Annotated in this window: 20 protein-coding genes; 9 read left to right on the top strand and 11 right to left on the bottom strand. The window is 74.0% G+C overall.

Annotated elements, in window-relative coordinates; genetic code table 11:
• The first annotated feature begins 36 nt into the window (after nt 1–36).
• The gene (locus tag ACZ6YG_RS13450; RefSeq protein ID WP_271280550.1) at nt 37–411 is read left to right on the top strand and encodes a DoxX family protein; all 375 of its coding nucleotides are present in this window, start codon (nt 37–39) and stop codon (nt 409–411) included.
• 22 nt (nt 412–433) lie between these two features.
• Here ACZ6YG_RS13450 and ACZ6YG_RS13455 read toward each other — a convergent pair whose 3' ends face one another.
• The 3 genes from ACZ6YG_RS13455 to ACZ6YG_RS13465 all read right to left on the bottom strand — a co-directional run bounded on the left by ACZ6YG_RS13455 (nt 434) and on the right by ACZ6YG_RS13465 (nt 2,327).
• A complete protein-coding gene (locus ACZ6YG_RS13455) occupies nt 434–1,438 on the bottom strand; it encodes a LacI family DNA-binding transcriptional regulator (protein WP_466018125.1) in 1,005 nt (334 codons plus the stop codon).
• 72 nt (nt 1,439–1,510) lie between these two features.
• Nucleotides 1,511–1,897, bottom strand: a complete 387-nt coding sequence (locus ACZ6YG_RS13460; RefSeq protein ID WP_466018126.1) for a VOC family protein — start codon at nt 1,895–1,897, stop codon at nt 1,511–1,513.
• 43 nt (nt 1,898–1,940) lie between these two features.
• On the bottom strand, nt 1,941–2,327 hold the full coding sequence (locus ACZ6YG_RS13465; protein ID WP_148031819.1) for a RidA family protein: 387 nt from the start codon (nt 2,325–2,327) through the stop codon (nt 1,941–1,943).
• 72 nt (nt 2,328–2,399) lie between these two features.
• Between ACZ6YG_RS13465 and ACZ6YG_RS13470 the strand changes: the two genes are divergently transcribed.
• Nucleotides 2,400–3,287 (top strand): LysR family transcriptional regulator, encoded by an 888-nt coding sequence (locus ACZ6YG_RS13470; protein ID WP_466018127.1) that lies wholly within the window; start codon nt 2,400–2,402, stop codon nt 3,285–3,287.
• An 8-nt stretch (nt 3,288–3,295) separates the two neighbouring features.
• Here the strand turns inward: ACZ6YG_RS13470 and ACZ6YG_RS13475 are convergent, their stop codons facing one another.
• Nucleotides 3,296–4,036: a hypothetical protein gene (locus ACZ6YG_RS13475; RefSeq protein WP_148031817.1), complete on the bottom strand. Its 741-nt coding sequence runs from the start codon at nt 4,034–4,036 to the stop codon at nt 3,296–3,298.
• A 42-nt stretch (nt 4,037–4,078) separates the two neighbouring features.
• Nucleotides 4,079–4,873: a universal stress protein gene (locus ACZ6YG_RS13480; protein ID WP_466018128.1), complete on the bottom strand. Its 795-nt coding sequence runs from the start codon at nt 4,871–4,873 to the stop codon at nt 4,079–4,081.
• 234 nt (nt 4,874–5,107) lie between these two features.
• Between ACZ6YG_RS13480 and ACZ6YG_RS13485 the strand changes: the two genes are divergently transcribed.
• Nucleotides 5,108–9,145, top strand: coding sequence for a multicopper oxidase domain-containing protein (locus tag ACZ6YG_RS13485; RefSeq protein ID WP_466018129.1), 4,038 nt, complete (start codon nt 5,108–5,110; stop codon nt 9,143–9,145).
• A gap of 581 nt (nt 9,146–9,726) precedes the next feature.
• Complete coding sequence (locus ACZ6YG_RS13490) at nt 9,727–9,900, top strand: hypothetical protein (RefSeq protein WP_466018130.1); 174 nt, start codon at nt 9,727–9,729, stop codon at nt 9,898–9,900.
• Nucleotides 9,901–9,951: 51 nt separating this feature from the next.
• Here the strand turns inward: ACZ6YG_RS13490 and ACZ6YG_RS13495 are convergent, their stop codons facing one another.
• Both ACZ6YG_RS13495 and ACZ6YG_RS13500 read right to left on the bottom strand, forming a co-directional pair.
• Nucleotides 9,952–10,692: a DUF2249 domain-containing protein gene (locus ACZ6YG_RS13495; RefSeq protein WP_466018131.1), complete on the bottom strand. Its 741-nt coding sequence runs from the start codon at nt 10,690–10,692 to the stop codon at nt 9,952–9,954.
• Between the two features lie 164 nt (nt 10,693–10,856).
• A complete protein-coding gene (locus tag ACZ6YG_RS13500; protein WP_466018132.1) occupies nt 10,857–13,001 on the bottom strand; it encodes an AfsR/SARP family transcriptional regulator in 2,145 nt (714 codons plus the stop codon).
• Between the two features lie 59 nt (nt 13,002–13,060).
• On the opposite strand from ACZ6YG_RS13500, the gene ACZ6YG_RS13505 reads away from it, so the two are divergent.
• The 4 genes from ACZ6YG_RS13505 to ACZ6YG_RS13520 all read left to right on the top strand — a co-directional run bounded on the left by ACZ6YG_RS13505 (nt 13,061) and on the right by ACZ6YG_RS13520 (nt 17,366).
• Nucleotides 13,061–14,551, top strand: a complete 1,491-nt coding sequence (locus ACZ6YG_RS13505) for an MFS transporter (protein WP_397196742.1) — start codon at nt 13,061–13,063, stop codon at nt 14,549–14,551.
• Nucleotides 14,552–14,662: 111 nt separating this feature from the next.
• Nucleotides 14,663–14,902, top strand: a complete 240-nt coding sequence (locus ACZ6YG_RS13510; RefSeq protein ID WP_271279409.1) for a hypothetical protein — start codon at nt 14,663–14,665, stop codon at nt 14,900–14,902.
• Nucleotides 14,890–15,792 (top strand): ABC transporter ATP-binding protein, encoded by a 903-nt coding sequence (locus ACZ6YG_RS13515; protein WP_364236417.1) that lies wholly within the window; start codon nt 14,890–14,892, stop codon nt 15,790–15,792. Before ACZ6YG_RS13510 ends, ACZ6YG_RS13515 begins: the two co-directional genes overlap by 13 nt.
• Complete coding sequence (locus ACZ6YG_RS13520; RefSeq protein WP_466018133.1) at nt 15,789–17,366, top strand: ABC transporter permease; 1,578 nt, start codon at nt 15,789–15,791, stop codon at nt 17,364–17,366. Before ACZ6YG_RS13515 ends, ACZ6YG_RS13520 begins: the two co-directional genes overlap by 4 nt.
• Before the next feature lie 19 nt (nt 17,367–17,385).
• Here the strand turns inward: ACZ6YG_RS13520 and ACZ6YG_RS13525 are convergent, their stop codons facing one another.
• The 3 genes from ACZ6YG_RS13525 to ACZ6YG_RS13535 form a co-directional block, all read right to left on the bottom strand.
• Nucleotides 17,386–18,270, bottom strand: a complete 885-nt coding sequence (locus ACZ6YG_RS13525) for a GerMN domain-containing protein (RefSeq protein WP_364236411.1) — start codon at nt 18,268–18,270, stop codon at nt 17,386–17,388.
• 172 nt (nt 18,271–18,442) lie between these two features.
• Nucleotides 18,443–19,486 carry a zinc-dependent alcohol dehydrogenase family protein gene (locus tag ACZ6YG_RS13530; protein WP_148031808.1) on the bottom strand — a complete coding sequence of 348 codons (1,044 nt, stop codon included), beginning with the start codon at nt 19,484–19,486 and terminating at the stop codon, nt 18,443–18,445.
• A 225-nt stretch (nt 19,487–19,711) separates the two neighbouring features.
• Nucleotides 19,712–19,945 carry a hypothetical protein gene (locus ACZ6YG_RS13535; protein ID WP_397196738.1) on the bottom strand — a complete coding sequence of 78 codons (234 nt, stop codon included), beginning with the start codon at nt 19,943–19,945 and terminating at the stop codon, nt 19,712–19,714.
• A 141-nt stretch (nt 19,946–20,086) separates the two neighbouring features.
• On the opposite strand from ACZ6YG_RS13535, the gene ACZ6YG_RS13540 reads away from it, so the two are divergent.
• Nucleotides 20,087–20,653, top strand: a complete 567-nt coding sequence (locus tag ACZ6YG_RS13540; protein ID WP_148031807.1) for a dihydrofolate reductase family protein — start codon at nt 20,087–20,089, stop codon at nt 20,651–20,653.
• Between the two features lies 1 nt (nt 20,654).
• On the opposite strand, the gene ACZ6YG_RS13545 is transcribed toward ACZ6YG_RS13540, so the two are convergent.
• Complete coding sequence (locus ACZ6YG_RS13545) at nt 20,655–23,846, bottom strand: BTAD domain-containing putative transcriptional regulator (RefSeq protein WP_466018134.1); 3,192 nt, start codon at nt 23,844–23,846, stop codon at nt 20,655–20,657.
• Nucleotides 23,847–23,948: the final 102 nt, after the last annotated feature.

The following is a 23,948-nucleotide window of genomic DNA, read 5'->3' on the forward strand; positions in this document are numbered from 1 at the left end:
TTGAACATTTCAAGCCGCGTGAGAACGGGACCCCCCATGAACCTCGCACTGTGGATCGTCGCGGGCCTGCTGGCCGCCGTGTTCGGTGTGGCCGGGCTGATGAAGCTGGCGCAGCCCAAGGAGAGGCTCGCGGCCGCCGGCCTGGCCTGGACGGAGGACTTCTCCGCCGGCGCGGTCAAGGCCATCGGCGGGCTGGAGGTGCTGGCCGCGCTCGGGCTGATCCTGCCGGCGACGTTCGGCGTCGTCCCGATCCTCACCCCGCTGGCGGCGGCCGGGCTGGTCATCGTCATGATCGGCGCCGCGGTCACGCACGGCCGGCGCGGGGAGCATCCGGCGATCGCCGTCAACGTGGTGCTGCTCGTCCTGGCCGCGTTCGTGGCCTGGGGCCGCTTCGGCCCCCATGCCTTCTGACGTGACAGCTCGGCCCGGGGATTCACGGGTGCGCCGTCGAGACCCGCTCCACCAGGTCAGGCTGGAAGACCACGTGACGGTGCTCGTGGCCGCCGGGGCTGTTGGCCTCCTCCAGCAGCATCAGCGCCGCGGTGCGGCCCAGCTGCTCGCGCGGCTGGCGGATCGACGACAGCGGCACGGCCGCCGCCGCGGCGAAGTCGATGTCGTCGTACCCGAGAATCGCCACGTCGGCGGGGACCCGCAGGCCGCGCTGGGTGAGCTCCTGCAGCACGCCCATCGCCACCAGGTCGTTCGCGCAGAACACGGCAGTGGGCCGCTCCTCGCGGGGCAGGCCGGCCAGCTCCTTGCCGGCCTGGCGGCCGGTGGCGACGGTGAGGTCCGGCAGCGGGATCACGGTCAGCTCGCTGTCCGGGCCCAGCACACCGGCCAGGCCGTGGTGGCGGTCCTCCACCTGGCGGACGGGGAACGGCCCGCCGGCGAAGGCGATCCGCCGGTGACCCCGGTCGAGCAGGTGCCGCCCGGCGAGCCGGCCGCCGAGCACGTCGTCCACCGAGACGGCGCACCCGTAGGAGTGGCGCGACGAGCTGTCGAACGTCACCACAGGGATGCCCCGGGAGATCAGCCCGCCCAGCCGCTCCCGCTGGCCCGAGGCGTTGACCGGGGTGATCAGCACGCCCAGCGGGCGCTCCTCCTCGAACATGCGCAGCAGCCGCGCCTCCCGGGCGGCGTCCTTGCTGCTGTTGACCACCATCACGTTGACGTCGACGTCCTGCGCGGCGGTCTCGACGCCGTTCAGCACGTCGATGAAGAACGGGTTGGTCAGGTCGAGCGCGACCACGGCGATCGTCGTGCTGCGCCCGGCCCGCAGCTGGCGGGCGGACCCGTTGCGGACGTAGCCGAGCTGGGCCACCGCCGCCTCCACCCGCATGCGGGTCTCCCTGGCCACCATCTCGGGCCGGTTGAGCACGTTGCTCACGGTGCCGACGGAAACCCCGGCGAGTCGGGCGACGTCTTTGATGCTCGGCATCGTTCCTCGGTCATGAAGTGCGGCGGCGCTTGAACCGTATCAATGCTACGGGCGCCCCCGAGAGACCGCGTCTCAGCGCAGATCGCGCCGCAGCGGATGCTCGGGCGGCACCTCCACCAGCACGATCCGGTGCCCGTCGGGGTCGGCGATCCAGAACTCGACCAGCCCCCACGGCTCCCGCCTGGCCTCGCGCAGCACGGTGACGCCCGCCCGCCGCAGCCGCTCCTCCTCCCGGCCCACGTCGCGGACCTGCAACCACAGCATCATGCGCTCGCCCGCCGGTCCGCCGGAGTGCCCCGACAGTTCGAGGAACCCCTGCCCGAGGAAGAAGACCACGCCGGGATGGTCCGGCGGGCCGAACTCCCGGTAGACGGCCAGGCCGAGCGTCTCGGCGTAGAAACGGCGGCTGCGCTCCAGGTCACCGGGGCGCAGCAGTACGCGGCTGCTCAGCACTTCCATGGCCCGGACCGTTCCCCGCCGGCGCCGGATCAGACGCCGCCGGTCAGGACGGACGGCGCGCGTACACCTCGATCTCGATCTTCATGCGCGGGTCCGCGAGCCCGCAGACCAGCATCGTCGCGGCCGGGCGGACCTCGCCGAAACAGCGGCGCAGCGCGGGCCAGCAGGGCTCGAAGTCGGCGCGGTCGGGCAGCAGGTAGCGCACCCTGACCACGTCGCCGAAGCCGCACCCCGCCTCGGCAAGCGCCGAGCCGATGTTGCGCAGGCACTGCTCGGCCTGCTCCACCACGTCGCCGGAGATCGTCATGGTGGCGTAGTCGAAGCCGGTCGTCCCGGACACGTGCACCCAGTCGCCGTCCACCACGGCGCGGGCGTAGCCGATCTGCTCCTCGAAGACCGAACCGCTGAGGATGGCGCGTCGCTCTGTCATGCGCGGCACGATAGGTGATCGGCGGCGATACGTCGAAGACGCGTGGACTCATGGACTGATATCTCTGGGCGTATGGACCGTCCCGAGCTTCCGCTGCACCACCTGCACGCGTTCGCCGTGCTCGCCGAGGAACTCCACTTCGGCCACGCGGCCGTCCGCCTCGGCATCGCGCAGCCGCCGCTGAGCCAGCAGATCCGCCGCCTGGAGGAGAGGGTCGGCCACCCGCTCTTCCACCGCGAGCCGGGCCGGATCTCCCTCACCGCCGCGGGCCGGGAGCTGCTGCCGGCCGCCCAGCGGGCCCTCGCCGGCGTCGCGGCCGGGCTCGCCGCCGCGCGGGACGCGGGAAGCGGGCGGACCGGCCGGCTGCGGATCGGGTTCGCCGCCTCACTGGCGCTGACCGTGCTGCCCGGCCTGCTGCGCGCCTTCCTGGAACGGTTCCCCGAGGTGCGGCCCGACATCCGCGAGATGACCACGGCCCCGCAGCTCGCCGCCCTGCACGACGGGACGATCGACGTCGGCCTGCTGCGCGAGCCGCACTCCGGTGAGGCGGACCTCGGCTTCGCGACGGTGCTGACCGAGCCCTTCGTCGCCGTCCTGCCGTCCGCTCATCCGCTGGCGTCCCTCCGGTCCGTCCCGCTGGCGCGGCTGGCGGACTCCCCGTTCGTGCTCCTGCCCCGCGCGGCGGGGCCGGGCCTGTACGACCAGATCACGGACCTGTGCGCCGGCGCGGGCTTCACCCCGCGGATCGGCCGGCACGCGGTGGAATGGCTGACCGTGTGCGCCCTGGTGGAGGCCGGGCTGGGCGTGTCACTGGCCCCGGCGAGCATCCGGCGCGTCCGGCTCGCAGGGGTCGCCTTCCGCGCGATCACGCCCGGCACGGCCCGCACCCGCGTCGCCGCCGCCTGGCGCCGTGACGACCCGAACCCGGTGGTCGCCAACTTCCTGGCGACGCTGCCCTGACGAGGGGGTCACGCGACCTTGGCGGACGGCGCCTTCCACGTGTTGCACGCACCCGGCTTGCCGGCCTTGTGGCCCTGCCCGGCCCAGTGAGCGCGGTTGGCGGGCTTGCCGTCGTTCTTGGCGAACCTGGCATACGCCTTGGGCTGAGCGGACTTGAGGAAGGCGGGCCAGTCCTTGACGGTGCGGCCCAGGCTCTTGACCGACACGCCCTGGAGGCAGTCGGACTGCAGGCCGTACCGGCGGTTCTGCTCGTTCATCACCTTCTCCGAGCCGTCGTTCCGCAGCGCCCACCAGGCCCGGCCGATGCCGGTCTGGCCGAGGACGACGCCGCTCCACGTCCGGGTGAGCGAGGAGAGGATCTTGTCGTCCTTCTTCGCCCTGATCCAGTCGTCGGCCAGCCGCACCTTGATGACGGTGCCGCAGACCTCGGAGAAGGACTCGCGCAGGTCCATGCCGCTGGAGCAGGACTGGAGGTCGTCCTTGGCCCTGAACTCCACCTTGACCGGCTGGAAGTCCTTGATGGCCGGCTTCCACGCCTTGTTGAGACAGCCGACGAGCTTGGTGATGTACGTCCTGGTCGAGGCGGCGGTCGTGCCCTTGGCCGCCCCGCAGGAGACCTTGGGCAGCTTGGCCGCCTTGTAGAGCGCGTTGTGGGTCAGTTCAGGGGCGCCCTTGACCGGGTCGGCGTGGGCCGCACCTGACAGAAGCACCACACCGGCGGCCACCGCCGCCGACAAACGAATGATCATGACGCGGAATCGTACGGCCCGCGCCCGTGGAATGGCCAGCCGTCACGTCACGTCACGGGTGATCATGACCGGGCAGGGCGCGTGCTGGGCGCAGTACTCGCTGGTGGACCCGAGCAGGACGCCTTCCAGCCGGCTGCGGCCGTGGGAACCCAGGACGAGCAGGTCCGCCTCGGCGCCGAGCCTCGTCAGCACGTCGGTGGGGTGGCCCTGGACGACGAGGGGCCGGGCCTTGACCCCGGTCTCGGCCAGTTCGCGGTCCAGCGTGCGCTCGCCCCACTCCATCAGCCGGTCGGTGTCGGGCTTGACCAGTTCGACCCCGACGGAGTCCCAGTGCACGGCGTGCACGGCGTGCAGGTCGACGCCGCGCAGCGCGGCTTCCTCGGCCGCCACCCGCAGGGCGTGCCGGGCGTGCTCCGATCCGTCGACCGCGGCGATCACGTGGCTGTGCGAGTCGGACAGGCGCGGCAGGTCCGGGACGACGGTCACCGGGCACGGCGCCTGGTAGAGGCAGGCCTTGCTGACAGAGCCGAGCAGCAGCCCGGCGAGCCGGTTGTGGCCCCGCGAACCGACGACGAGCAGGTCACCGGGGGAGCAGGCGGCGATGAGGCCGGCCGCGGCACCGCCGTGGCCGAAGCGCGGTTCGGCATAGCCCCGGATGATGTCGCCGGCCGCCCGGCGCAGGTCTTCCTCGGTCTTCTCGCCGGTCGCCGATGTCCGGTCCGGCAGGATCGTCCAGGGCTGGAGCTCGGCGCGGTGCAGGCGAGCCTGGCCGAGCGCCCACCCGAGCGCCCTGACGGAGCCCGGCGAGCCGTCGAATCCGGCGATGACGCGTTCCACGGAAATGTCCTCCTTGGCGTGGTGGAGCAGATGATCTTGCGGCGTGGTCGCTTGTCGAGGGCGGTGGGGCGCCCCATACCCCGGGTCACGCTCCGTACGCGGCTTCCTTGAGCCCGTCTGCCGATCGGGTGGAAAAGGACTTTGGTCCTTCCCGAGATGACCTTCGGCCCCCGACCGGCGGCCTGAGCTCGCCCTACGTTGGTCACGTCCCTCCCGGAAGTGGAGCAACCGCCCGTGCCGACGACCCGTGCGCACCCCGGCCCCCGTCTGGCCGCCGGGCGGCTCCCCCTGCTGGGCGGGGCCGCGGTGGCGCTGGTCGCGGGCCTGTTCGGCGGAGTGGCCCTGCTGGTCGCCTGGCTGCCCGCCCCCGCGGCGTTCACGGAGCAGCACGGGCCGCTGATGGCGCTGGGCTTCCTGGGCACGCTGATCTCGCTGGAACGCGCGGTGGCGCTCCGGCAGCTCTGGGGATACGCGGCCCCCGCGCTGTCCGCTTTCGGGGCGGTCGCCCTGGCCGCCGGCGCCGAACAGGCAGGCAAGGCGGCGCTGACCGCCGCCGCCGGCTGGCTGGTGGCCGTCTACGTCGCGCTGCTGGGCCGGCGGGTGAGCCGCGAGACGCTCATGCAGCTGGCCGGCGCGCTGGCCTGGTTCGGCGGCGGCCTGCTGTGGCTGGCCGGACGGCCGATCCCGGAGCTGGTGGTCTGGTTCGCCGCCTTCCACGTGCTGACCATCGCCGCCGAACGGCTGGAGCTGGCGCACGTCGTCTTCCTGCGGCCCGGGGCGTGGGGCGGCCTGGTGGCGGCGGCCGCGCTGGTCGGCGGCGGCGCCCTCGTCTCGCTCGCCGGCCCGGCCATGGGCGCGCGGACGGCCGGGGCCGGGATGGTCCTGGTCGCCGTCTGGCTGGCCTGGCGCGACGTGGCCCGCCACACCGTCCGCGGCTCCGGCCTGCCCCGGTACGCGGCCGTGTGCCTGCTGGCCGGCTACGCCTGGCTCGGCGTGGCCGGAGTCCTGTGGGCCGCCACCGGCCTGTCGTCCGGCCGCTACCTGTACGACGCGGCCCTGCACGCGCTGTTCCTCGGCTTCGTGATGTCGATGGTCTTCGGCCACGCCCCGGTGATCCTGCCGGCGGTGCTGCGGGTGCGGCTCCCGTACCGGCCTGTTCTGTACGCGCCGCTGACGCTGCTGCACGTGGCCGTGGCCGCCCGGGTCGCCGGTGACCTGGCCGCCCTGGACGCGGTCCGCACGCTCGGCGGCGTCCTGGCCGTGTTCGCCCTGCTCTTGTTCGCCGGATGCGCGGTCGCGGCGTCGCGCTCGCGGACCGGTCACGATAAGGAGGTGCCGGCGGTGAACCCCGTCGAGATCCGTAAGGGGCCGGGTGCCCCGAGCACGCCGCCGCAGCGCCCGCGCGCGTCGTGGCACCTGCGGGCGAACGCGATCGTGGTCGGCTGGCTGGCCCTCACCGTCGCGGTGGCGCTGGCCGGCGACGTGCTGCCGGCGCCGCGCTGGCTGCTGATCCACGTGTTCCTGCTCGGCGGGGTCTCCACCGCGATCCTCATCTGGAGCGAGCACTTCACCGTCGCGCTGCTGCGCACCAGGACCCCCGCGCAGACGGCGAGCCTCACCCGGCTCGCGCTGCTCAACGCCGCCACGATCGCGATCCTGTACGGGGTCGCCGCCGGTCCCTGGCAGCTCGCCGCGGCCGGCGCGGGCGTGGTGGTGGTCGTGGTGCTGTGGCACGCGTACGTGCTGGTCACGCTGCTGCGCCGGGCCCTGCCCGGCAGGTTCGGGCACGTCATCGGCTGGTACGTGAGCGCGGCCGGCGCTTTGGCGGCCGGTGGCGTGCTCGGCGGGCTGCTGGCCGCGCACGTCCCGCACGCCGATGCCCACGAGCGCATGCAGGCCGCGCACGCCGAGGTGAACCTGCTCGGCTGGGTGGGGCTGACCGTGCTCGGCACGCTGTTCACGCTGTGGCCGACCGTGCTGCGCACCCGCATGCCAGACCGGACCCGCCGGGCATCCAGGATCGGGCTGTGGCTGGCCGCCCCCGGTCTGGCGGTGACCGTGGCCGGGCTGCTCACCGGCTGGCGGTGGGCCGCGCTCGCCGGGCTGGCCGCCTACGCGGCCGGCACCGTGGCGGCGCTGGCACCGCTGGCCGAGGCGGTGCGCCGGCGGCGCCCGCACACCGGGGCGGCCTGGACGATGGGAGCGGGCGTCGTCTGGTTCGGGATCGCGCTGGTCGCGAACCTGGCGATCGTGGCCACCCGTCCGGCCGCCGAGGTCACCGCCGGGCTGGATCCGCTGCTGCCGCTGGTGCTCGCCGGGTTCGTCGCCCAGGTGCTGCTCGGCTCGCTGCTGCACCTGCTCCCTGCGGTGCTGGGCGGCGGCCCGGCCCGTTTCAAGGAGAACGCGGCGCTGCTGGAGCGCGGCTGGGCGGTGCGGCTGGCGGCCTTCAACCTCGGGGTGCCGCTGCTGGCGCTGCCGGTGCCCGCGCCCCTGCGCCTGCTCGGCTGGGCACTCGTGCTCGCCGCGACCGCCGCGTTCGTGACCCTGGCCACGATCGCCCTGACCCGTTCCCGAGCGCTCGGGCGTACGCGTCCCGCAGCCGAGAAGACAACCGTCACGACACCAGGCCACGGCCCCACCGGCGGCGGCGCGACGCCCCTCATGGGACCCGACGGCGGCACGACGACCTTCATCGGACCCAGCGGCGGCGCGACGACCCGCCCCGGACCCGGCGGCGGCGCGATCGCAGGAGGCGCTTCCGCCGACGGCGCGTCCCGCAGCGCCTCTGCTGGCGACGCGTCTCGCGGCGCCTCCATCGGTGGCGCGACGGCCGCCGACGCCGCCCCAGGCGCCGCCGCAGGCGCCAGCGGCGGTGACGGTGATGGTGATGGTGATGGGACCGGTGGTGGGTGGCTGCGGGCTTGGCCCGGGCTGGCCGGGGTGGTGGCGGGGATTCTGCTGACGGCGGCGGCGGTCGTGGTGTCGACGACCGGTGGTGAAGGGACGGCGGAAAGGGTCACCGCTACGGGGGCGCGGACGGTCGAGGTGACCCTGGCCGGGATGAGCATCAGGCCCTCGGTGATCGAGGCCGCGCCCGGCACCATGCTGACGCTGCGCGTCACCAACACCGACGCCCAGCGGCACGACCTGCGGTTGGCCACCGGCGAGCGCACCCCGCTGCTGGGCCGCGGCGAGAGCGCCACGCTCACGCTGCCGCCCCTGGCGGAGGCGGTCGACGGCTGGTGCACCGTGGCCGGGCACCGCGCCGCGGGCATGACCATGCGCGTCGTCCCCGCCGGCACCGCGCACGGCGGCCACGCCACCGGCCACGCCACCGGCGGCGACACCGGCGGCGACACCGGCGGCGACACCGGCGGCGACACCGCGGCCCCCGCCCGCCTCGACCTGTCCGCGCCCATGTCACCGGAATGGACCCCGCACGACGCGACGCTCAAGCCCGCGCCGGGAGGCGTGGAGCACCAGGTCGAGATCCGCGTGGACGACCAGGCCGTCCAGGAGGTCGCGCCCGGCGTGCGGCAGCGCGTGTGGACGTTCAACGGCAAGGTCCCTGGCCCGGTGCTGCGCGGCAAGGTCGGCGACACCTTCACGGTCACGTTCGTGAACGGCGGCACGATGGGCCACGGCATCGACTTCCACGCCGGGGCGAACGCGCCGGACGAGGTCATGCGCACCATCGAACCGGGCGAACGCCTCACCTACCGCTTCCGCGCCGGGCACGCCGGAGCCTGGCTGTACCACTGCTCGACCATGCCGATGACGCAGCACATCGCCAACGGCATGTACGGCGCGGTGGTCATCGATCCGCCGGGGCTGCCGGAGGTGGACCGCGAGTACCTCCTGGTGCAGGGCGAGCTCCACCTCGGCGAGCCGGGCAGCGACGCCCAGGTGGCCAAGATCCGCGAGGGACGTCCCGACGGCTGGATGTTCAACGGCACCGCCGCCGGGTACGACCACGCGCCGCTGGCGGCGAAGGCCGGGGAGCGGGTGCGGATCTGGGCCGTCGCCGCAGGTCCCAGCTCGGGCACGGCACTGCACGTCGTGGGGGCGCCGTTCGACACGATCTACAAGGAAGGCGCGTACCGGCTGCGCGCGGACGACGCGGGCGGCGCGCAGGTGCTGGATCTGGCCCCCGCCCAGGGCGGCTTCGCCGAGCTGGTCTTCCCGGAGGCGGGCACGTACCCGGTCGTGGACCACACGATGCGGCAGGCGGAGGCCGGCGCGCACGGCCTGTTCAAGGTGAGCGCCCGCTGACCAGGGCCACGCCCGCCCCGCACCCCACAGCTGCCCACGTCGTGGGCGCCCCAGCGGCGGTGGAAGTCGTCGCCGAGGGTGGACAGTTCGCCGACCAGGTCGAAGCTGCCGGCGGCGCCGTCGAGGAAGGTGAAACGGGCGAAGTTCGGCGGCCGGGTGAGGTGGGCGCAGACGTCAGGCACGCAGACGTCAGGCACGCAGACGTCAGGCACGCAGACGTCAGGCACGCAGACGTCAGGCACGCAGACGTCAGGCACAGGGCGCGGCCCAGGAGGTTGGCGGTTCCGACCGGTCGTTGCCGACGATCGCCGGGGCGGTGGTGAGGGTGTCGAGCATCTACTGCAGGCCGGGGCGTGCCGTCGGCTGCGTGGGGCGGCGGCGCGGGATGGCGTTGCCGCCGTTGGTTTCGTACGCGAGGCCAACGGCAGGTGGGCGCGTTTGAGCTTGGCGTAATACTTCACGCTCATCCCGGCACGCTCGGGAGTGATCTTGGCGCGCCGGGAGGTGAGGAATTCGCGCACTTAGGATGGCCGGGTGTTCGCTCAGGCCGCGGTCGAATCCGGCGAGCGTCACTCCGGGGGATGCCGGTCGTGCTGTGGCTCGGCTACCAGGCTGTGAACTTGATTTACATGCTGCCGTCGCGGCAGTTCGCCGTGATGTTGCCGCGGCTGACGGACGCGACCGGCCTGGACGGGCACGCCGAGGCGGGCGAACGGGTCACGGTCCGGATCGAGCCGGCCGCAACCGGCTCTTGACCACCGGGGCGGCCCTCGTGGCGCTCTGGCCGAGGTGGCCGGGCCTTATGGTCAGGGGCGGCCGATGCGGACCTTCCAGACAGTCGGGCCCGACTCGAGGTACTCCCAGGTGAACTCGCCCGGGTGCTCGGCGGCGAACTGGTAGTAGAGAGGTTTCGGGTCATGGTCGTTGACCAGCACGAACGCCGTACGCGCGGTCAGTTCGCCGAACGTGGCGAAGATCTGCTCGTGGCGCTGCGCCGGGACCAGCCGGCGCACGTCGAGCTCCGGCGACTCGGCCGGGGCCCGCTCCTCCTCGACGGCCTCGACGGTGTCCGGCTCGCCGCCGAGGACCTCCTGCATGCCCTTGAGCAGGGCGGCGAGGTCGACTCCCGCGTCCGCCAGCGCGGGCAGCAGGATCTCGTTCTCCTTCTCCACGTGGCTCTGGAAGACGGCGTTCAGCGCCGTGGCGGCGGCGGAGATCTCTCCCGGGGAGCCGGCCGAGGCGAGGTCGCCGACCAGCTCGCGCAGCGTCAGGTGCTCGTCGTGCATCGCCCGCACCAGCAGCCTGGTCCTGGGCAGGTCGGCGGCGACGCGGTACACCGTCTCCTCCTCCGCCATGGCGTGCGGGAGCACCTCCTGGTTGCAGAAGTCGACCAGCACTCCGCGCCGGGCCGCGGGCGACGCCAGACGGTCGATCGAGCGGCTGATGGTGAGCGCGTGGTCGGACATGGTCCGGCCGAGCTGGTCGTGGTGGGTGCGGATCGTCGCCAGCACACCGTCCTGAGTGCCGCGGTCCGTGGATGCGGTCATGGGTTCAGCCTTTCTGTCGGGTGAGCAACGGGGCGCGGCCGCGCGTACTCGGCATGCTGAAACGCTAGGCCGCGGTTCCGGCCCGTGTCACCGGCTACAAGTCACCGGCCGGGCGGGCACTAGGACCTCGGTTTCCGGGCCCTTCGCCTCTGGCGGGCGATAGCTCACGTGGCCTGCAGGTCACGCAGGCCCGGCTCCTCGGTCAACCGGCCGGCCTGTACCCAGTACCAGCCGAGCGAGGCGGTGAACCGCTCGGTCAGCCGCGTGTCGCCCAGGCTCATGGCGGCATCCAGCGCGCCGCGCAGGTTGGCGGCCTCGGCGTCCAGCCGCCGGATCCAGCGGTGCCGCGCGGGCCCGCTCCGGTAGGACTCCGCGCACTCGGCGAGCTGGGTGTAGTAGGTGGCGTACCAGCTCAGGACGCGGTCGTGCTCGCCTGCCTCGCGCAGGCGCTCCAGCCCGTACGCGGCCACGGACTCCAGCAACCGGTACCTGTCGCCCGACCGTACGATCAGCGACCGGTCCACCAGCCGGGCCAGCAGATCGGCGACGTCGTCCGGCGCCAGGTCCGACCCGCGGACGGGCGGCGCTCCCTCGATCGGCAGAGGCACGGCGCAGACCCGTTCGGCGGCCTCCAGCGTGCAGCCGCCCACGTGGACGGCCAGGCGGCGCAGCACCACGCGTTCGGGCTCGGTGAGCAGCTCCCAGCTCCAGTCGAGTGCCGCCCTGAGGGTCCGCTGGTGGGCGGGGCCGGCCCGGCGTCCCGCCGACAGCAGCCGGAAGCGGTCGTCCAGCCGCGCCGCCAGGGCCGCCACGCCCAGCGAACGCGTCCGGGCGGCGGCCAGCTCCAGCGCCAGCGGGATGCCGTCGAGGCGGCGGCAGATCACCTCGGCGGCGTCGGCGTCCCCAGCGGTCAGCGCGAAACCCGGCTGCGCGTCGGCGGCCCGGGCGGCGAACAGCCGCATCGCCGCCCATACGTCCAGCGGCGGCACCTCCCGCACCACCTCGCCGGTCACCCCCAGAGGCTCCCGGCTGGTGGCGATCACACACAGCCCGGACCCACCGCGCAGCAGCCGCTCCACAAGCTCGGCCACCGCCTCCACCACATGCTCGCAGTTGTCGAGCACCAGCAGAGCCCGGCGATCGCCGAAGACCGCGGCGATCGACTCCCCCATTCCGCCGGGCACCCCCGGCACGGTCGCGCCCGCGCCGCCGCTGATCATCCCGGGTACGGTCCCGCTCGCGCCGCCGCCGATCATGCCGGGTGCCGCCCCCGCGCCGCCGTCGTCGCGTACCCCAAGTGTCGTCGCGATGGTTTCGGCCACGTCCGGGCCCGCGGTGACCGATGACAGCTCCACCAGGTACGCGCCGCCGGGGAAGTCGCCGGCGAGCCGGTGGGCGGCCGCCAGGGCGAGGCGGCTCTTGCCGACGCCGGCCGTGCCGGTGAGCGTCACGAGCCGGGTCGTGGGTGGCAGCGCGGCCAGCTCGTCGAGGGCCTCGTCGCGGCCCACGAGCTCGGTGAGCGGTTCGGGCAGCCGGGCGGGGGCGGGCGCCGGGACGACCGCCGGGCGGCGCAGGCCGGGGCTCTGCTCCAGGATCGCCTGGTGGAGAGCGGCGAGCTCGGGGCCGGGGTCGAGGCCCAGCTCGTCGCGGACGCGCTCACGCAGGGACCGGTAGACCTCCAGCGCCTCGGCCTGCCGTCCCGAACGGTAGAGGGCGCGCATGAGCAGGCCGTGGAAGCGTTCCCTCGTGGGGTGCTGAGCGGCGAGTTCGGCCAGCTCGCCGATCTGGGACGAGTCCTGCCCGAGAGCCAGCCGTACGTCGGCGTAGTCCTCCAGAGCCGTCAGCCGCTGCTCCTCCAGCCGGGCCGCGGCCCCCCGCACGAGCGGTTCGCCGGGGAAGCCGGCGAAGGCCGGGCCGCGCCACCACGACAGCGCCTCGGCCAGCAGGGCGGCTCTCTCCCGGGGGTGGCCGGCGGCCCCGGCCCGGCCGGCGGCCTCGCGGAAGCGGCGGGCGTCGGTGTCGCCGCCGACCAGGTAGCCGGGCGACCGCGTGACGATCAGCTCCCTGGCACCCGGCTCCGCCTCGTCCAGCGCCCTGCGCAGCTGCGACGCCTTGGCGCGCAGCGCGCCCAGCGGGTTGCCCGGCGGCTCCGGCCCCCACAGGTTCCCGATCAGCCGGTCGGCGGCCACGACCTGCCCGTCTCCGGCGAGCAGGCAGGCCAGGAGCGCCCGTACCTTGAGCTCGGGCACGCGCACGGCACGCCCGTCGTCGGCGATCACCTCGAGCGGCCCGAGTACGGCGAAGCGCATGGATCTCACCCTAAGCAGTTCCGAACAGGACCCGAACGTCCGCCCTCCAGGCTGATCGCATGACGACCACCACGACTTCCCCCAGGACCGGGGCGCGGGCGTGGCTGGGGCTGCTCGTGCTCGCCCTGGCCACGCTCCTGCTCGCCGTGGACAACACGGTGCTGATGCTCGCGCTGCCTCACCTGGCCGCGGACCTGAACCCCAGCGCCACCGAGCTGCTGTGGATCACCGACGTGTACGGGTTCATGATCGCCGGATTCATCATCACCATGGGCTCGATCGGTGACCGGATCGGCCGGCGCAGGCTGCTGCTGATCGGTGCGGCCGCGTTCGCCGCCGCTTCGCTCGTGGCCGCGTACTCCACCACGACCGTGATGCTGATCGGCGCCCGCGTGCTGCTGGGGATCGCGGGCGCCACGATCGGGCCGTCCGCGCTGGCGCTGGTGGCCGGGCTGTTCGCCGACGCCAGGCGGCGCGCCCTGGCCATCGGCGTGTTCACCGCCTGCTTCATGGGCGGCGCGGCGGCCGGGCCGGTGATCGGCGGGGTGCTCCTGGAGCACTTCTGGTGGGGTTCGGTGTTCCTGATGGGGGTGCCGATCATGGTGGCCGTCCTGGTGGGCGGTCTGGTCCTGCTGCCGGAGACCAGGGCCGAGGGCTCCGGCAGGCTCGACCTGGCGAGCGTGGCGATGTCGCTGGCCGCGATCCTGCCGCTCGTCCACGGACTGAAGGAGCTGGCCGACGACCCGGGGCAGCCGGTGGCGTACGCGGCCCTCGGCGTCGGCCTGGCGTTCGGCTGGGCGTTCGTCCGGCGGCAGCGCCGGCTGGCGGAGCCGCTGGTGGACCTGCGCCTGTTCGGCGACCGCTCGTTCAGCGCGGCCCTGCTGATCCTGGCGCTGGCCATGGTGCTGCAGGGCGGCGTCTACCTGTTCGTGAGCCAGCACCTGCAGCTCGTCGAGGGCCTCTCGCCGCTGGCCGCGGGCCTGTGGATGGCCGTACCCGCTCTCGGCCTGGTCGCGGGCTCGCTCGCGGCGCCGCTCGTCGCGGGCGTGTTCCGGCCGGGCCTCGTCGTCGGGGCCGGGCTGGTGATGTCCGCCGCCGGGTTCGCCGTCGTCGTGGCGGGCGACGGCCTCGGCACGCTGATCGCGGGTGTCACGATCGCCTTCCTCGGCATGGCGCCCGTGGGCGCGCTGGGGCTCGGCCTCATCGTCGGAGCGGCGCCGCCGGAGCGGTCCGGGTCCGCGTCGGCGATGGCCGAGTGCGGCGGTGAGCTGGGCATCGCGCTCGGCATCGCGCTGCTCGGCAGCGTCGGCACCGCCGTCTACGGCGGCACGGTCACCTCGCCGCACGCGGGCGGCTCGCTCGGCGAGGCGCTGACCGCCGCCGCCGCGCTGCCGCAGGGGCAGGCCGCGGACCTGGTGGCGGAGGCGCAGGCCGCCTTCACCCAGGGGCTGCTCGTCGTCACGGCCCTGAGCGGGGTGCTCGTGCTCGGCCTGGCCGTGACCGCCATGACCTTGCTGAGGCATCTCCGCCCGATCGGCGGGGACCGGTAAGCACCGCCGCCGGAAGCGGGATGACGGCCCGCCGGGAGAGGGGCGAAGGTCCGTCCCATCGCGGGACCGTGGCCTCTGACCCACGAGCCGGGATCGCCGGACGATGAGGGCATGAGAATCGGAATCAACGGGTTCGGCAGGATCGGCCGCGCCATCCTGCGCTCCAGCACCGACCCGCTCGTCTCCCGCGACATCATCGGCGATGCCGCCCCCTGCGTGGTCGACTCCGGTCTCACCCGGTCCGGCGGCGACCTGGTCAAGGTCTTGGGCTGCTACGACAACGCATGGGGCTGTGCCGACCGGCTCGTGGAGATGGCCCAGCGGATGGAGGAGCCGGCATGTCAGCGGTGATGGTCGAGGGACTGCGCAAACAGTACGGGACGGTGAAGGCCGTCGACGGGGTGAGCTTCACCGTCGAACGGGGAGAGGTGTTCGCGCTGCTCGGACCGAACGGCGCGGGCAAGACCACCACGGTGGAGATCCTGGAAGGGCACCGCGGGCGCGACGCCGGTCACGTGTCGGTGCTGGGCTTCGATCCGGCCACCGGCGGCCGGGCCTACCGCGAGCACATCGGGATCGTCCTGCAGGAGGCCGGCTTCGAGGAGGAGTTCTCCGTCTTCGAGCTGGTGCGGCTGTACGCAGGCTTCTACCCGCGCCCACGCGATCCTGACGAGGTTGTCGAGCAGGTCGGGCTTCAGGACAAGCGCGACGCCCGCGTGCGGACGCTGTCCGGTGGGCAGCGGCGCCGGCTGGACCTGGCGCTCGGCCTGGTCGGGCGCCCGGACGTGCTGTTCCTGGACGAGCCGACCACCGGCTTCGATCCGTCGGCTCGCCATCACGCGTGGGAACTGATCGACGGCCTGCGTTCGCTCGGCACGACGATCCTGCTCACCACCCACTACATGGACGAGGCCCAGCACCTCGCCGACAGGGTCGCGGTGCTGCGCGCGGGCCGGTTGGCCGCCTGCGGCGCGCCGGACACCCTCATCGCGGCCGAGCGGGCCAGCGTGCTGTCCTTCATCCTGCCCGAGGGCACGGCCGCAGCCGACCTGCCACCGCTCACCGGCCGCGTCGAGGTGCGTGGCGCGGCGGTGTCGGTCGAGACCGCGCGGCCCGCCCACGACCTGCACGCGCTGACCGGCTGGTCGCTGGAGCGCGGCACCGAACTGACCTCGCTGACCCTGTCCCGGCCGTCGCTGGAGGACGTCTATCTCGACTTAGTCGGCGAGGCGCCATCATGATCGGGCGGCTGGTCCGGCACGAGACCCTCTCCTTCGTCCGCACCCCGATGGCGGCCTTCTTCACCGTCGCGATGCCCCTGCTGATGACGGTGATCGTCGGGGCGGCGGTGGGGAACCAGGTCGTCCAGCCCGGTACGGACGTGCGCGTCATGCAGTTCGTGATCCCCGTCATGGCCGTGTTCGGCGTCGCCCAGGGCTGCTTCGGCGCGCTCGCCATCCGCCTGGCGGATCTGCGTGACCGCGGCTGGCTCAAGCGGCTGCACGGCACGCCGGTGCCGGCCTCGGCGGTGCTCGCCGGGCTGACAGGGGCGTCGCTGGCGGTCGCGGCCACGACGGTGGCCGTGCTGCTCACCGTCGGCGGACTCTTCTACGGCACTCAGATGGTCTGGCGCACGCTGCCCGCTCTGCTGCTCACCCTGCTGCTCGGGGCGGCCTGCTTCACCGCGCTCGGCTTCGCGATGGTGGCGCTGCTGCGCAACGCGGCGGCGGTGCAGTTACTCGGCACCGGCCTGCTGCTGGCGCTGGCGTTCATCTCCGACGTCATCCTCGTCGGCGCCCGGCTGCCCGCCTGGCTGGACGTCGTGGGGTGGGTCTTCCCCTTGCGGCACTTCGCGCACGCCGTCCGCGACGCCATGAACCCGTTACTCACCGGAGCGGGCTTCCAGGCCGGCCACCTGGTGGTGCTGGCGGCATGGGGTGCCGGCGGCGCCGTGGTGGCCGTCTGGCGCTTCCGCTGGGAACGGCCCCAGGCCCATGCCCAGACCGCGAGGGCGGCGCGGAACCGGCGCCCCCTGCGGCAGGGGCGCCCCGCGCGATGGCGGCTGGTGACCGATCAGGTCACGCACGCGCTGGTCCGGTTGCGCAGGGACCTGTCCACGGCGTTCTTCACGGTGATCCTGCCGGTCCTGCTGCTCGCGCTGATCTCATTGATCTTCGCCGGCGCCCGGGTCTCGGGGGTGCGGCTGCCGGTGTTCATGCTCGCCGCGATGATCACCTACACGGTGGGCGTGGCCTCGTACGTGAACATTCCCGACACGATCGCCGGCGATCGCGAGCGCGGCGTGCTCAAACGGCTGGCCGGCACCCCGCTGCCGCGCTGGGCCTACCACACCGGCCACCTCGCCACCGCACTGCTGGTCACCACGGCCACCACCGTCCTGCTGGCGCTGGTGGCCGCGCTCGGCCACGGCGTCAGGATCGGGCCCGGCGCGCTCGCCGGCATGCTCGCCGCGATCGTCCTCGGCACGGCGTGCTTCACCGTGCTCGGAGCCCTCGTGGTGGCGTTCGCGAGCAGGCAGCAGACCGTCAACGCCATCACCCTCGGCACGTTCCTCCCCCTGGCCTTCGTCTCCGACGTCTTCGTCATCGGGGGCGAACTCCCCGGCGCGCTGCGCATCGCCGGGGACGTCTTCCCGCTCAAGCACGTGTCGCACACGGTGCTCGCCGCGCTGGCGGGACGGCCGTGGCCGTGGACGGACCTCGCCATGGTGACGTTCTGGACCCTGGGCGGGATGGCGGCCCTCGCCGTCGTGGAAGCCCGGCGCAGGACGGGCGGACGGCTCCAGCCGCCATGATCGCCGCAGGGGGCCCGCCTCACGGCTCCAGCGACTCCGGGACGGAGTCGGACGGGCCGTAGGGCCGCTGCGTGTGGCCACCGGCGTCGTAGATCTTCACCCACTTGACGGAGGGGAACTGCTTGAGCGTCGGCCTGATCTGGTCGGCGACCGTGAACGTCGACCCTCCGCTGGTGAGACGGCCGGTCAGGTAGACCCTGGCGACTCCGTTCTTCACGGTGAGCCTGCTGAAGCCGGTGGCCCTGGAGCTGACGAAGCGCAGCCCGTGCGCCTTCTCCGCCTGGGTGGGACCGGCGAACAGCCGCTGCAGCGCGCCGTGGGCGGTGGCGGGTGGAATCACCGGCCGCCGTACACCGGTGGTGTGCGGCCCCCGTCCGGTCTCGTACCTGGCGGTGTCGAGGAAGTGGGCACGTACCGGCACCGTCCGATGGGGCGTGGCGATGTCGATGACGACACGGCTCGGCCGGGTGAGCGTGTAGACCCGGTAGGGCGCGCGCCAGGCCAGGCCCGCGCCGAAGGTTAAGGCGGCCTCGAAGTCGCCGGTGTTGACGACCTGGATGAGGCCGGGCAGCGCGTACGTCCGGCTGGCCGGGCCGTAGGTGACCTTGCCGTTACGGTCGTGGCCGTCGGCCCCGGCGAAGCGGATCCGCAGCAGCGCGCTGCCCACCGCGTTCACCCGCCGGCCGGAGCCGTCGGCGATCAGCTTGGACACGTAGCGGACGTCCCGCTGGTCGGGCACCCGCCCGCGGAACTCGAAGACCAGCCGGTCCAGGCCGTTGTGGTGCGCGGCCCGGATCCCGACGAGCGTGGGCGTGGCCTGCTGGACGGCCTGCGCCGGTACGGCGAGCAGGCCCGTGGTGGTGGCCACCATCGTGGTGGCGATGAGGGAACGAATCGGGAGCATGTCGATCATCTTCTTCCCTGTGAGTGCTCCTGATCCCAGGGTGGACCCTCCGGCCGTCCCGCGACACCGGCGAACGTCCCCGCTCCCCAGGCCTTTCGGCGCGCGCCCGTCATGGTGCCGGAACTCCCGTACGAGGTCCGCGCCGCGGACCTCGTACGGGACTGCGCACGCCTCAGGCGTCGCGGGACAGGACGACCTTCAGCGCCCCGCTGCCCGCCGGGTCGGAGAACGTCTGGTATGCGGCCTCCATGTCGTGCAGGGCGTAGCGGTGGGTGACGAACACGGTCGGGTCGAGCCGGCCGGCGGCGACCATGTCGAGCAGGGCCGGGGTGGAGTAGGTGTCGACGAGGCCGGTGGTGATGGTCAGGTTGCGGATCCACAGGTCTTCGAGGTGCAGGGTGACCGGCGCGCCGTGGACGCCGACGTTGGCGAGGTGCGCGCCGGGGCGGACGAGGCGGGTGCAGAGCTCGAAGGTCTCCGGGATGCCGACCGCCTCGATGGCGACGTCGGCGCCCAGGCCGCCGGTCAGCTCGGCGACCGCGGCCTCGGGGTCGTCCCCGGAGCCCACGAGAAGGTCCGCGCCGAGCCTCTTGGCCGCCTCCAGCCGGGTCGCGGCGGGGTCGACGGCGATGATGTGGCCAGGTGTGAACAGCCGCGCGGTCGTGATGGCGGCCAGGCCGATCGGTCCGGCGCCGACCACGACCACGGTGTCGCCGGGCCGGACCCGGCCGTTGAGCACGCCGACCTCGTAGGAGGTGGGCAGGATGTCGGCGAGCATGAGCGCCGCCTCGTCGGTCACGGCCTCGGGCAACAGGTGGGTGGAGGTGTCGGCGTACGGCACGCGGACGTACTCGGCCTGGGTGCCGTCGATGCGGTGGCCGAGGATCCAGCCGCCGCCGCCCAGGCACTGTCCGTACATGCCGGTGCGGCAGTAGCGGCAGCGGCCGCACGCCGTGATGCAGGAGACCAGGACCCGGTCGCCCTGCTCGACGCCGGTGACCGCGCTGCCGGCCGCCACGACGGTGCCCACGGCTTCGTGGCCGAGGACTCTGCCCGGCTCGACCGCGGGCACGTCGCCCTTGAGTATGTGCAGGTCGGTGCCGCAGATCGTGACGGCGTCCACCCGTACGATCGCGTCCGTCGGGGAGGTGAGCTGCGGGTCGGGGACCTCTTCCCAGGTGCGCCGGCCCGGCTCGTGATAGGTCATCGCCTTCATAGGAGCCTCCTTGTCCTTCCTGCCACGCTCCCGGCCGCGGGCGGGCGGGAGTAGGGGCGAAGGTCCCGCCCGGCGATACCCTTCGCCGGGAGAACGGGTCAGCGCGCCGGAAGTCCAGCGCGGCCACCACCGAGCGGGCCTGTTCGTAACCGGTGGCGAGCAGGAAGGCGGGGGCGCGACCGTAGCTCTTCATGCCGATGGCGTAGGAGCCGGGCTCCGGATGGGTCAGCTCGTCCACGCCGTGCGGGCGTACGGTGCCGCAGGAGTGGTCGTCGGGGTCGATGAGCGGGGCCGGCAGGCGGGTGGTGCCCAGGATCGGGTCCAGGTCCAGGCGGAGTCCGGCGGCGATGGCGTGGTGCCGGTGGCCGCGACGACACGGTGCGCGGCGAGCCGCCGTTCCGAGCCGCCGGCCTGCCGGGAGACCAGTTCGACGCCGGTTCCGCCCGGTCGTACGCGCACGGCTCGAATCTTGACGTTCGCGGCCGGTCCACCGATGTCGTCCGGCGGTACCGGTAAGGAAACGGTAAGGGGCCGGCGGCAGCCTGGAATCAGCAGGTGAGCGGCACACCGGGCCGCGCACGCTGACCAAGGAGTGAGACCATGCGCAAGCTCATCGAGTCGACGTTCGTGTCGCTGGACGGCATCATCGACGACACCCGCCCCTCCACCGCGTCACGGGCCGAGCCCCAGCACTGGGGCCACCCGTACTGGGACGACGAGCACCACGGTTACGTCACGAACCTGTCCGCCTCGGCGGACGCCATGCTGCTGGGCCGGGTGACCTACGAGGGATTCGCCGAGGCGTGGTCGGCGCAGGACGGCCCGCAGGCCGAGGCCATGAACAAGATGCCGAAGTACGTGGCCTCGCGCACCCTGACCGAGACCACCTGGAACGCCACCCTCATCCGGGGCGACGTGGCCGAGGAGGTCGCGAAGCTGAAGGAGCAGCCCGGACAGAACATCATCAAGTGGGGCACCGGAGAGCTGGACCGCACGCTGGTGGAGCACGGCCTGGTCGACGAGTTCCACTTCTGGTACTTCCCGGTCGTCGTCGGGGCAGGCAAGCACCTGTTCGAGGGCGCGGGGTTCGACACGACCCACCTCAAGCTGGCCGAGGTGAACCGGTTCGGCTCGGGGATCGTCGTCCACGTCTACGTCCCCAAGTAGGTCACGTGCCCGGGGCGTCGTCGAGCAGCCGGCGCGCCCGCTCCAGCGAGAGCCCGTCACCGGCGGCGAACAGGGCGGCGAAGCCGGGCTCCGCGGCCTCGACCCCGCCGGTGATCCTCGCCAGCTCGTCGCGCTCGGAGTCGGACAGCGGCTGCCCGGATTCCCGCCACGCGGCCGCGGCGGCGCCGAGCGACCGCGCGGCCACGCCGGGCCGCCCGTCGGCCGCCGCCGCGGCGGCCATGCCCGCGATCGCCCAGGCCATGCCGCGGGCCGAGCCCTGGTCGCGATACGCGTCGAAGCCCTGCCGGAGCCAGGGGAGCGCGGCGGCGTGCTCGCCCCGCTCGCCGGCCAGCAGCCCCATCTCGACCAGCACCATCGACAGGTACGGCGGGTCGCCGTCTCCGGCCTGCCGGTCGCGGGCCTCGGCCAGCAGCCCGCGCAGGTGCTCCTCGGCGAGGTCGAGCCGGCCCGCCCGGCGGGCGGCGAAGGCCAGGCCGATGGTGGCGAACACCTCACCCGAGCGCTGACCCAGCTCCGCGGCCAGCCGCTTGGCCTGCTCGGCGTGGTGGAGAGCACGCAGTGGGTCCCCGGTCTGGACGTGGACCCAGGCCAGCCAGGCCTGCCGACCGGCCACGTCGGACCACAGCCCCAGATCCTCGGCCATCCGCAGGTCGTCCTCGGCCAGCCGGGCCGCCTCCGCCCAGTCGCCCGTCAGGTCGGCCAGGCCGATCAGCCAGTCGCGGGCCTGGAGCACCCCCCAGTCGTCACCCAGGTCGCCGAACAGGGCCGCGCCGCGCCGGGCGTCGTGCTCCAGCGCGCCCTGGTCGCCGTGCAGGTGCGCGAGCATCGCGCGGGTGCTCAGCACCGCTGCCTCGCCCCACCTGTCGCCGGTCGCCCGGAACGTGTCCAGCGCCGGCTCCAGCAGCTCGCCGGTGGTCTTCTCGTCCCCGAAGTCGATGATGGACGCGGCCAGGAACCAGGCGGCGTGCGCCCGTCCGGCCTGGTCGGTCCCGGGGAACCCGCGCAGCGTCTCCGTCACCCGCTCCGGCCCGGCCTGTCCCAGGCGGATCGAGAGACCCAGGTGCCAGGTCCCGGCCCGGGCCCGGAGCTCCGGGGGAGCGTCGCCCGCCACGGCCAGCGCCGCCTCCAGGGCCCGGCGCGCCTCCGCGAACCGGCCCCGCAGGAACCAGTACCAGACCAGAGCCGTGGTGAGCCGCAGCGCCGGTTCGGCCGCGCCCTCGTGCCGGAAGGTCTCCAGGGCCGCCCGCATGTTCGCGGCCTCGGCGTCCAGCCGGCGCAGCCACTCCCGCTGGCCCGGCCCGCGCAGCCGGGGTCCGGCCTCTTCGGCCAGCGCCAGGTAGTGGCCGGCGTGCCGGCGCCGCAGCTCCGCCTCCTCGCCGCTGCGGCCCAGCTGATCCAGGCAGTAGGCGGAGACCGACTCCAGCAGCCGGAACCGGGGCCCTTCCCCGCGGGTCACCAGCGAGCGGTCCACCAGCCCCGCCACCAGATCCAGCACCTCGCCGCCGGAGACCACGCCGCCGCGGCACACCGCCTCGGCCGCGGCCAGCGTGCACCCGCCCGGGTGGACGGCCAGCCGGCGCAGCACGGCCTGCTCGGGCTCGGTCAGCAGCCTCCAGCTCCAGTCGATCACCGCCGCGAGCGTGCGCTGCCTGGCCGGCGCGTCGCGCGGCCCGGAGCCGAGCAGCCCGAACCGGTCCCCTGGCACGCGCAGGCGCGCCGCCAGCTCCCGCACGCCCAGAGCCGGAGCCCGGGTGGCGGCCAGCTCCAGCGCCAGCGGGATGCCGTCCAGCCGCCGGCACACCTCGGCCACCCCCGCGACGGTGTCCGGCTCCGGGGCCAGCCCGGCCCGCGCCAGGAACAGGCGCACGGCGGGCGAGTCCGCCAGCCGGGCGGGGTCGTCGCTGTCGGGCACGTCCAGCGGCGGCAGATCCCGGCGGACCTCGCCGCGCAGCCGCAGCGGCTCCCGGCTGGTGGCCAGCACCCGCAGCTCCGGCACGGCCGGCAGCAACGCCCCCACCAGCTCGGCCACGGGCTCGATGACATGCTCGCAGTTGTCGAGGACCAGCAGCGTCCGCCGCCCGCGCAGGGCGGCCGCCAGCCGCTCGCCCGCCGGGCCCGGATCGCCGGGCGCGTCGGGGATGGACAGGACCGACAGGACCAGCTCCGCCGGGTCGCCCCGCCCGTCCCAGGCGGTCAGGTCAACCAGCCACACGCCTTCCGGGAACGTCTCGACCAGGGCGCGCGCGACGGCGAGCGCCACGCTGGTCTTGCCCACCCCGCCGGGGCCGGTGAGCGTGACCAGCCGGGCGGCGGTCAGCGACTCCCGCACCCGCCGCACGGCCGGGTCGCGGCCGACCAGCTCGGACACCGGCGCGGGGAGATTGGTGGTCGGTCTGGTCGACCGCGGTGCCGGTACGGGGGCGTCCTCCGCCGGGTCACCGGTGAGGATGGCCCGCTGCAACGCCACCAGCTCGGGGCCCGGCTCCAGGCCCAGCTCGCCGGCGAGCGCGCGCCGCAGCTCCTGGAAGCTGTCGAGCGCCTCGCCCGCGCGGCCGGCCCGGTAGAGGGCGCGCATGTGGGCCGCCCGCAGCCGCTCCCGGTAGGGATGCCCGGCGACCTGCTCGCCCAGCCCGCCGACCAGGTCGCCGTGCTCACCCAGCTCCAGCCGGGCTTCCGCCCAGGACTCCAGCGTGGCCAGCCGCTGCTCCTCCCACCTGGCCACGGCCACCCGGGCGAACTCCTCGTCGGCGAAGTCGGCCAGCGCGGGACCGCGCCACAGCTCCAGCGCCTCGGCCAGCAGGCCCGCCCGCACCCGTGGATCGCCGGAAGCCCGCGCCTGCCCGGTCAGGGCCGCGAACCGCGCCGCGTCCACCGCCTCCGGCCCGGCGCGCAACGCGTACCCGGGAGCCTGCGACACCACCAGGTTCCGGCCGTCAGGCTCCGCGCCGGCCAGGGCCCGGCGCAGCTGGGAGACCCGGACGTGGAGTGCGGCCGTGGGGTCGGCCGGCGCCGCCCCGCCCCACAGGTCCTCGACCAGCCGGTCCGCCGACACCGGACGTCCCTCGTGCACCAGCAGGTCGGCCAGCAGGGCCCGCACCATGCGCCCCCGGATCGAGACGGGCTCGCCGTGGTCGGTCCACACGGCCAGCGGCCCTAGCACCCCGAATCGCATGACGTCCTCCCGCCGCGGAAACCCCGCCGCGCAAGGTACCAGCCGCCGGCGGGGCACGCGCGCCGGTCAGCGGGTGGTGCGCGGGTAGCGGCCGTGAGGCGA

It is taken from the genome of Nonomuraea sp. NPDC054003, from assembly GCF_055585125.1.

Coding starts and splice junctions, on each gene's coding strand:
- ACZ6YG_RS13450 (WP_271280550.1), top strand. CDS start 37: ATGAACCTCGCACTGTGGATCGTCGCGGGCCTGCTGGCCGCCGTGTTC.
- ACZ6YG_RS13455 (WP_466018125.1), bottom strand. CDS start 1,438: ATGCCGAGCATCAAAGACGTCGCCCGACTCGCCGGGGTTTCCGTCGGC.
- ACZ6YG_RS13460 (WP_466018126.1), bottom strand. CDS start 1,897: ATGGAAGTGCTGAGCAGCCGCGTACTGCTGCGCCCCGGTGACCTGGAG.
- ACZ6YG_RS13465 (WP_148031819.1), bottom strand. CDS start 2,327: ATGACAGAGCGACGCGCCATCCTCAGCGGTTCGGTCTTCGAGGAGCAG.
- ACZ6YG_RS13470 (WP_466018127.1), top strand. CDS start 2,400: ATGGACCGTCCCGAGCTTCCGCTGCACCACCTGCACGCGTTCGCCGTG.
- ACZ6YG_RS13475 (WP_148031817.1), bottom strand. CDS start 4,036: ATGATCATTCGTTTGTCGGCGGCGGTGGCCGCCGGTGTGGTGCTTCTG.
- ACZ6YG_RS13490 (WP_466018130.1), top strand. CDS start 9,727: ATGCCGGTCGTGCTGTGGCTCGGCTACCAGGCTGTGAACTTGATTTAC.
- ACZ6YG_RS13495 (WP_466018131.1), bottom strand. CDS start 10,692: ATGACCGCATCCACGGACCGCGGCACTCAGGACGGTGTGCTGGCGACG.
- ACZ6YG_RS13500 (WP_466018132.1), bottom strand. CDS start 13,001: ATGCGCTTCGCCGTACTCGGGCCGCTCGAGGTGATCGCCGACGACGGG.
- ACZ6YG_RS13505 (WP_397196742.1), top strand. CDS start 13,061: ATGACGACCACCACGACTTCCCCCAGGACCGGGGCGCGGGCGTGGCTG.
- ACZ6YG_RS13510 (WP_271279409.1), top strand. CDS start 14,663: ATGAGAATCGGAATCAACGGGTTCGGCAGGATCGGCCGCGCCATCCTG.
- ACZ6YG_RS13515 (WP_364236417.1), top strand. CDS start 14,890: ATGTCAGCGGTGATGGTCGAGGGACTGCGCAAACAGTACGGGACGGTG.
- ACZ6YG_RS13520 (WP_466018133.1), top strand. CDS start 15,789: ATGATCGGGCGGCTGGTCCGGCACGAGACCCTCTCCTTCGTCCGCACC.
- ACZ6YG_RS13525 (WP_364236411.1), bottom strand. CDS start 18,270: ATGCTCCCGATTCGTTCCCTCATCGCCACCACGATGGTGGCCACCACC.
- ACZ6YG_RS13530 (WP_148031808.1), bottom strand. CDS start 19,486: ATGAAGGCGATGACCTATCACGAGCCGGGCCGGCGCACCTGGGAAGAG.
- ACZ6YG_RS13540 (WP_148031807.1), top strand. CDS start 20,087: ATGCGCAAGCTCATCGAGTCGACGTTCGTGTCGCTGGACGGCATCATC.
- ACZ6YG_RS13545 (WP_466018134.1), bottom strand. CDS start 23,846: ATGCGATTCGGGGTGCTAGGGCCGCTGGCCGTGTGGACCGACCACGGC.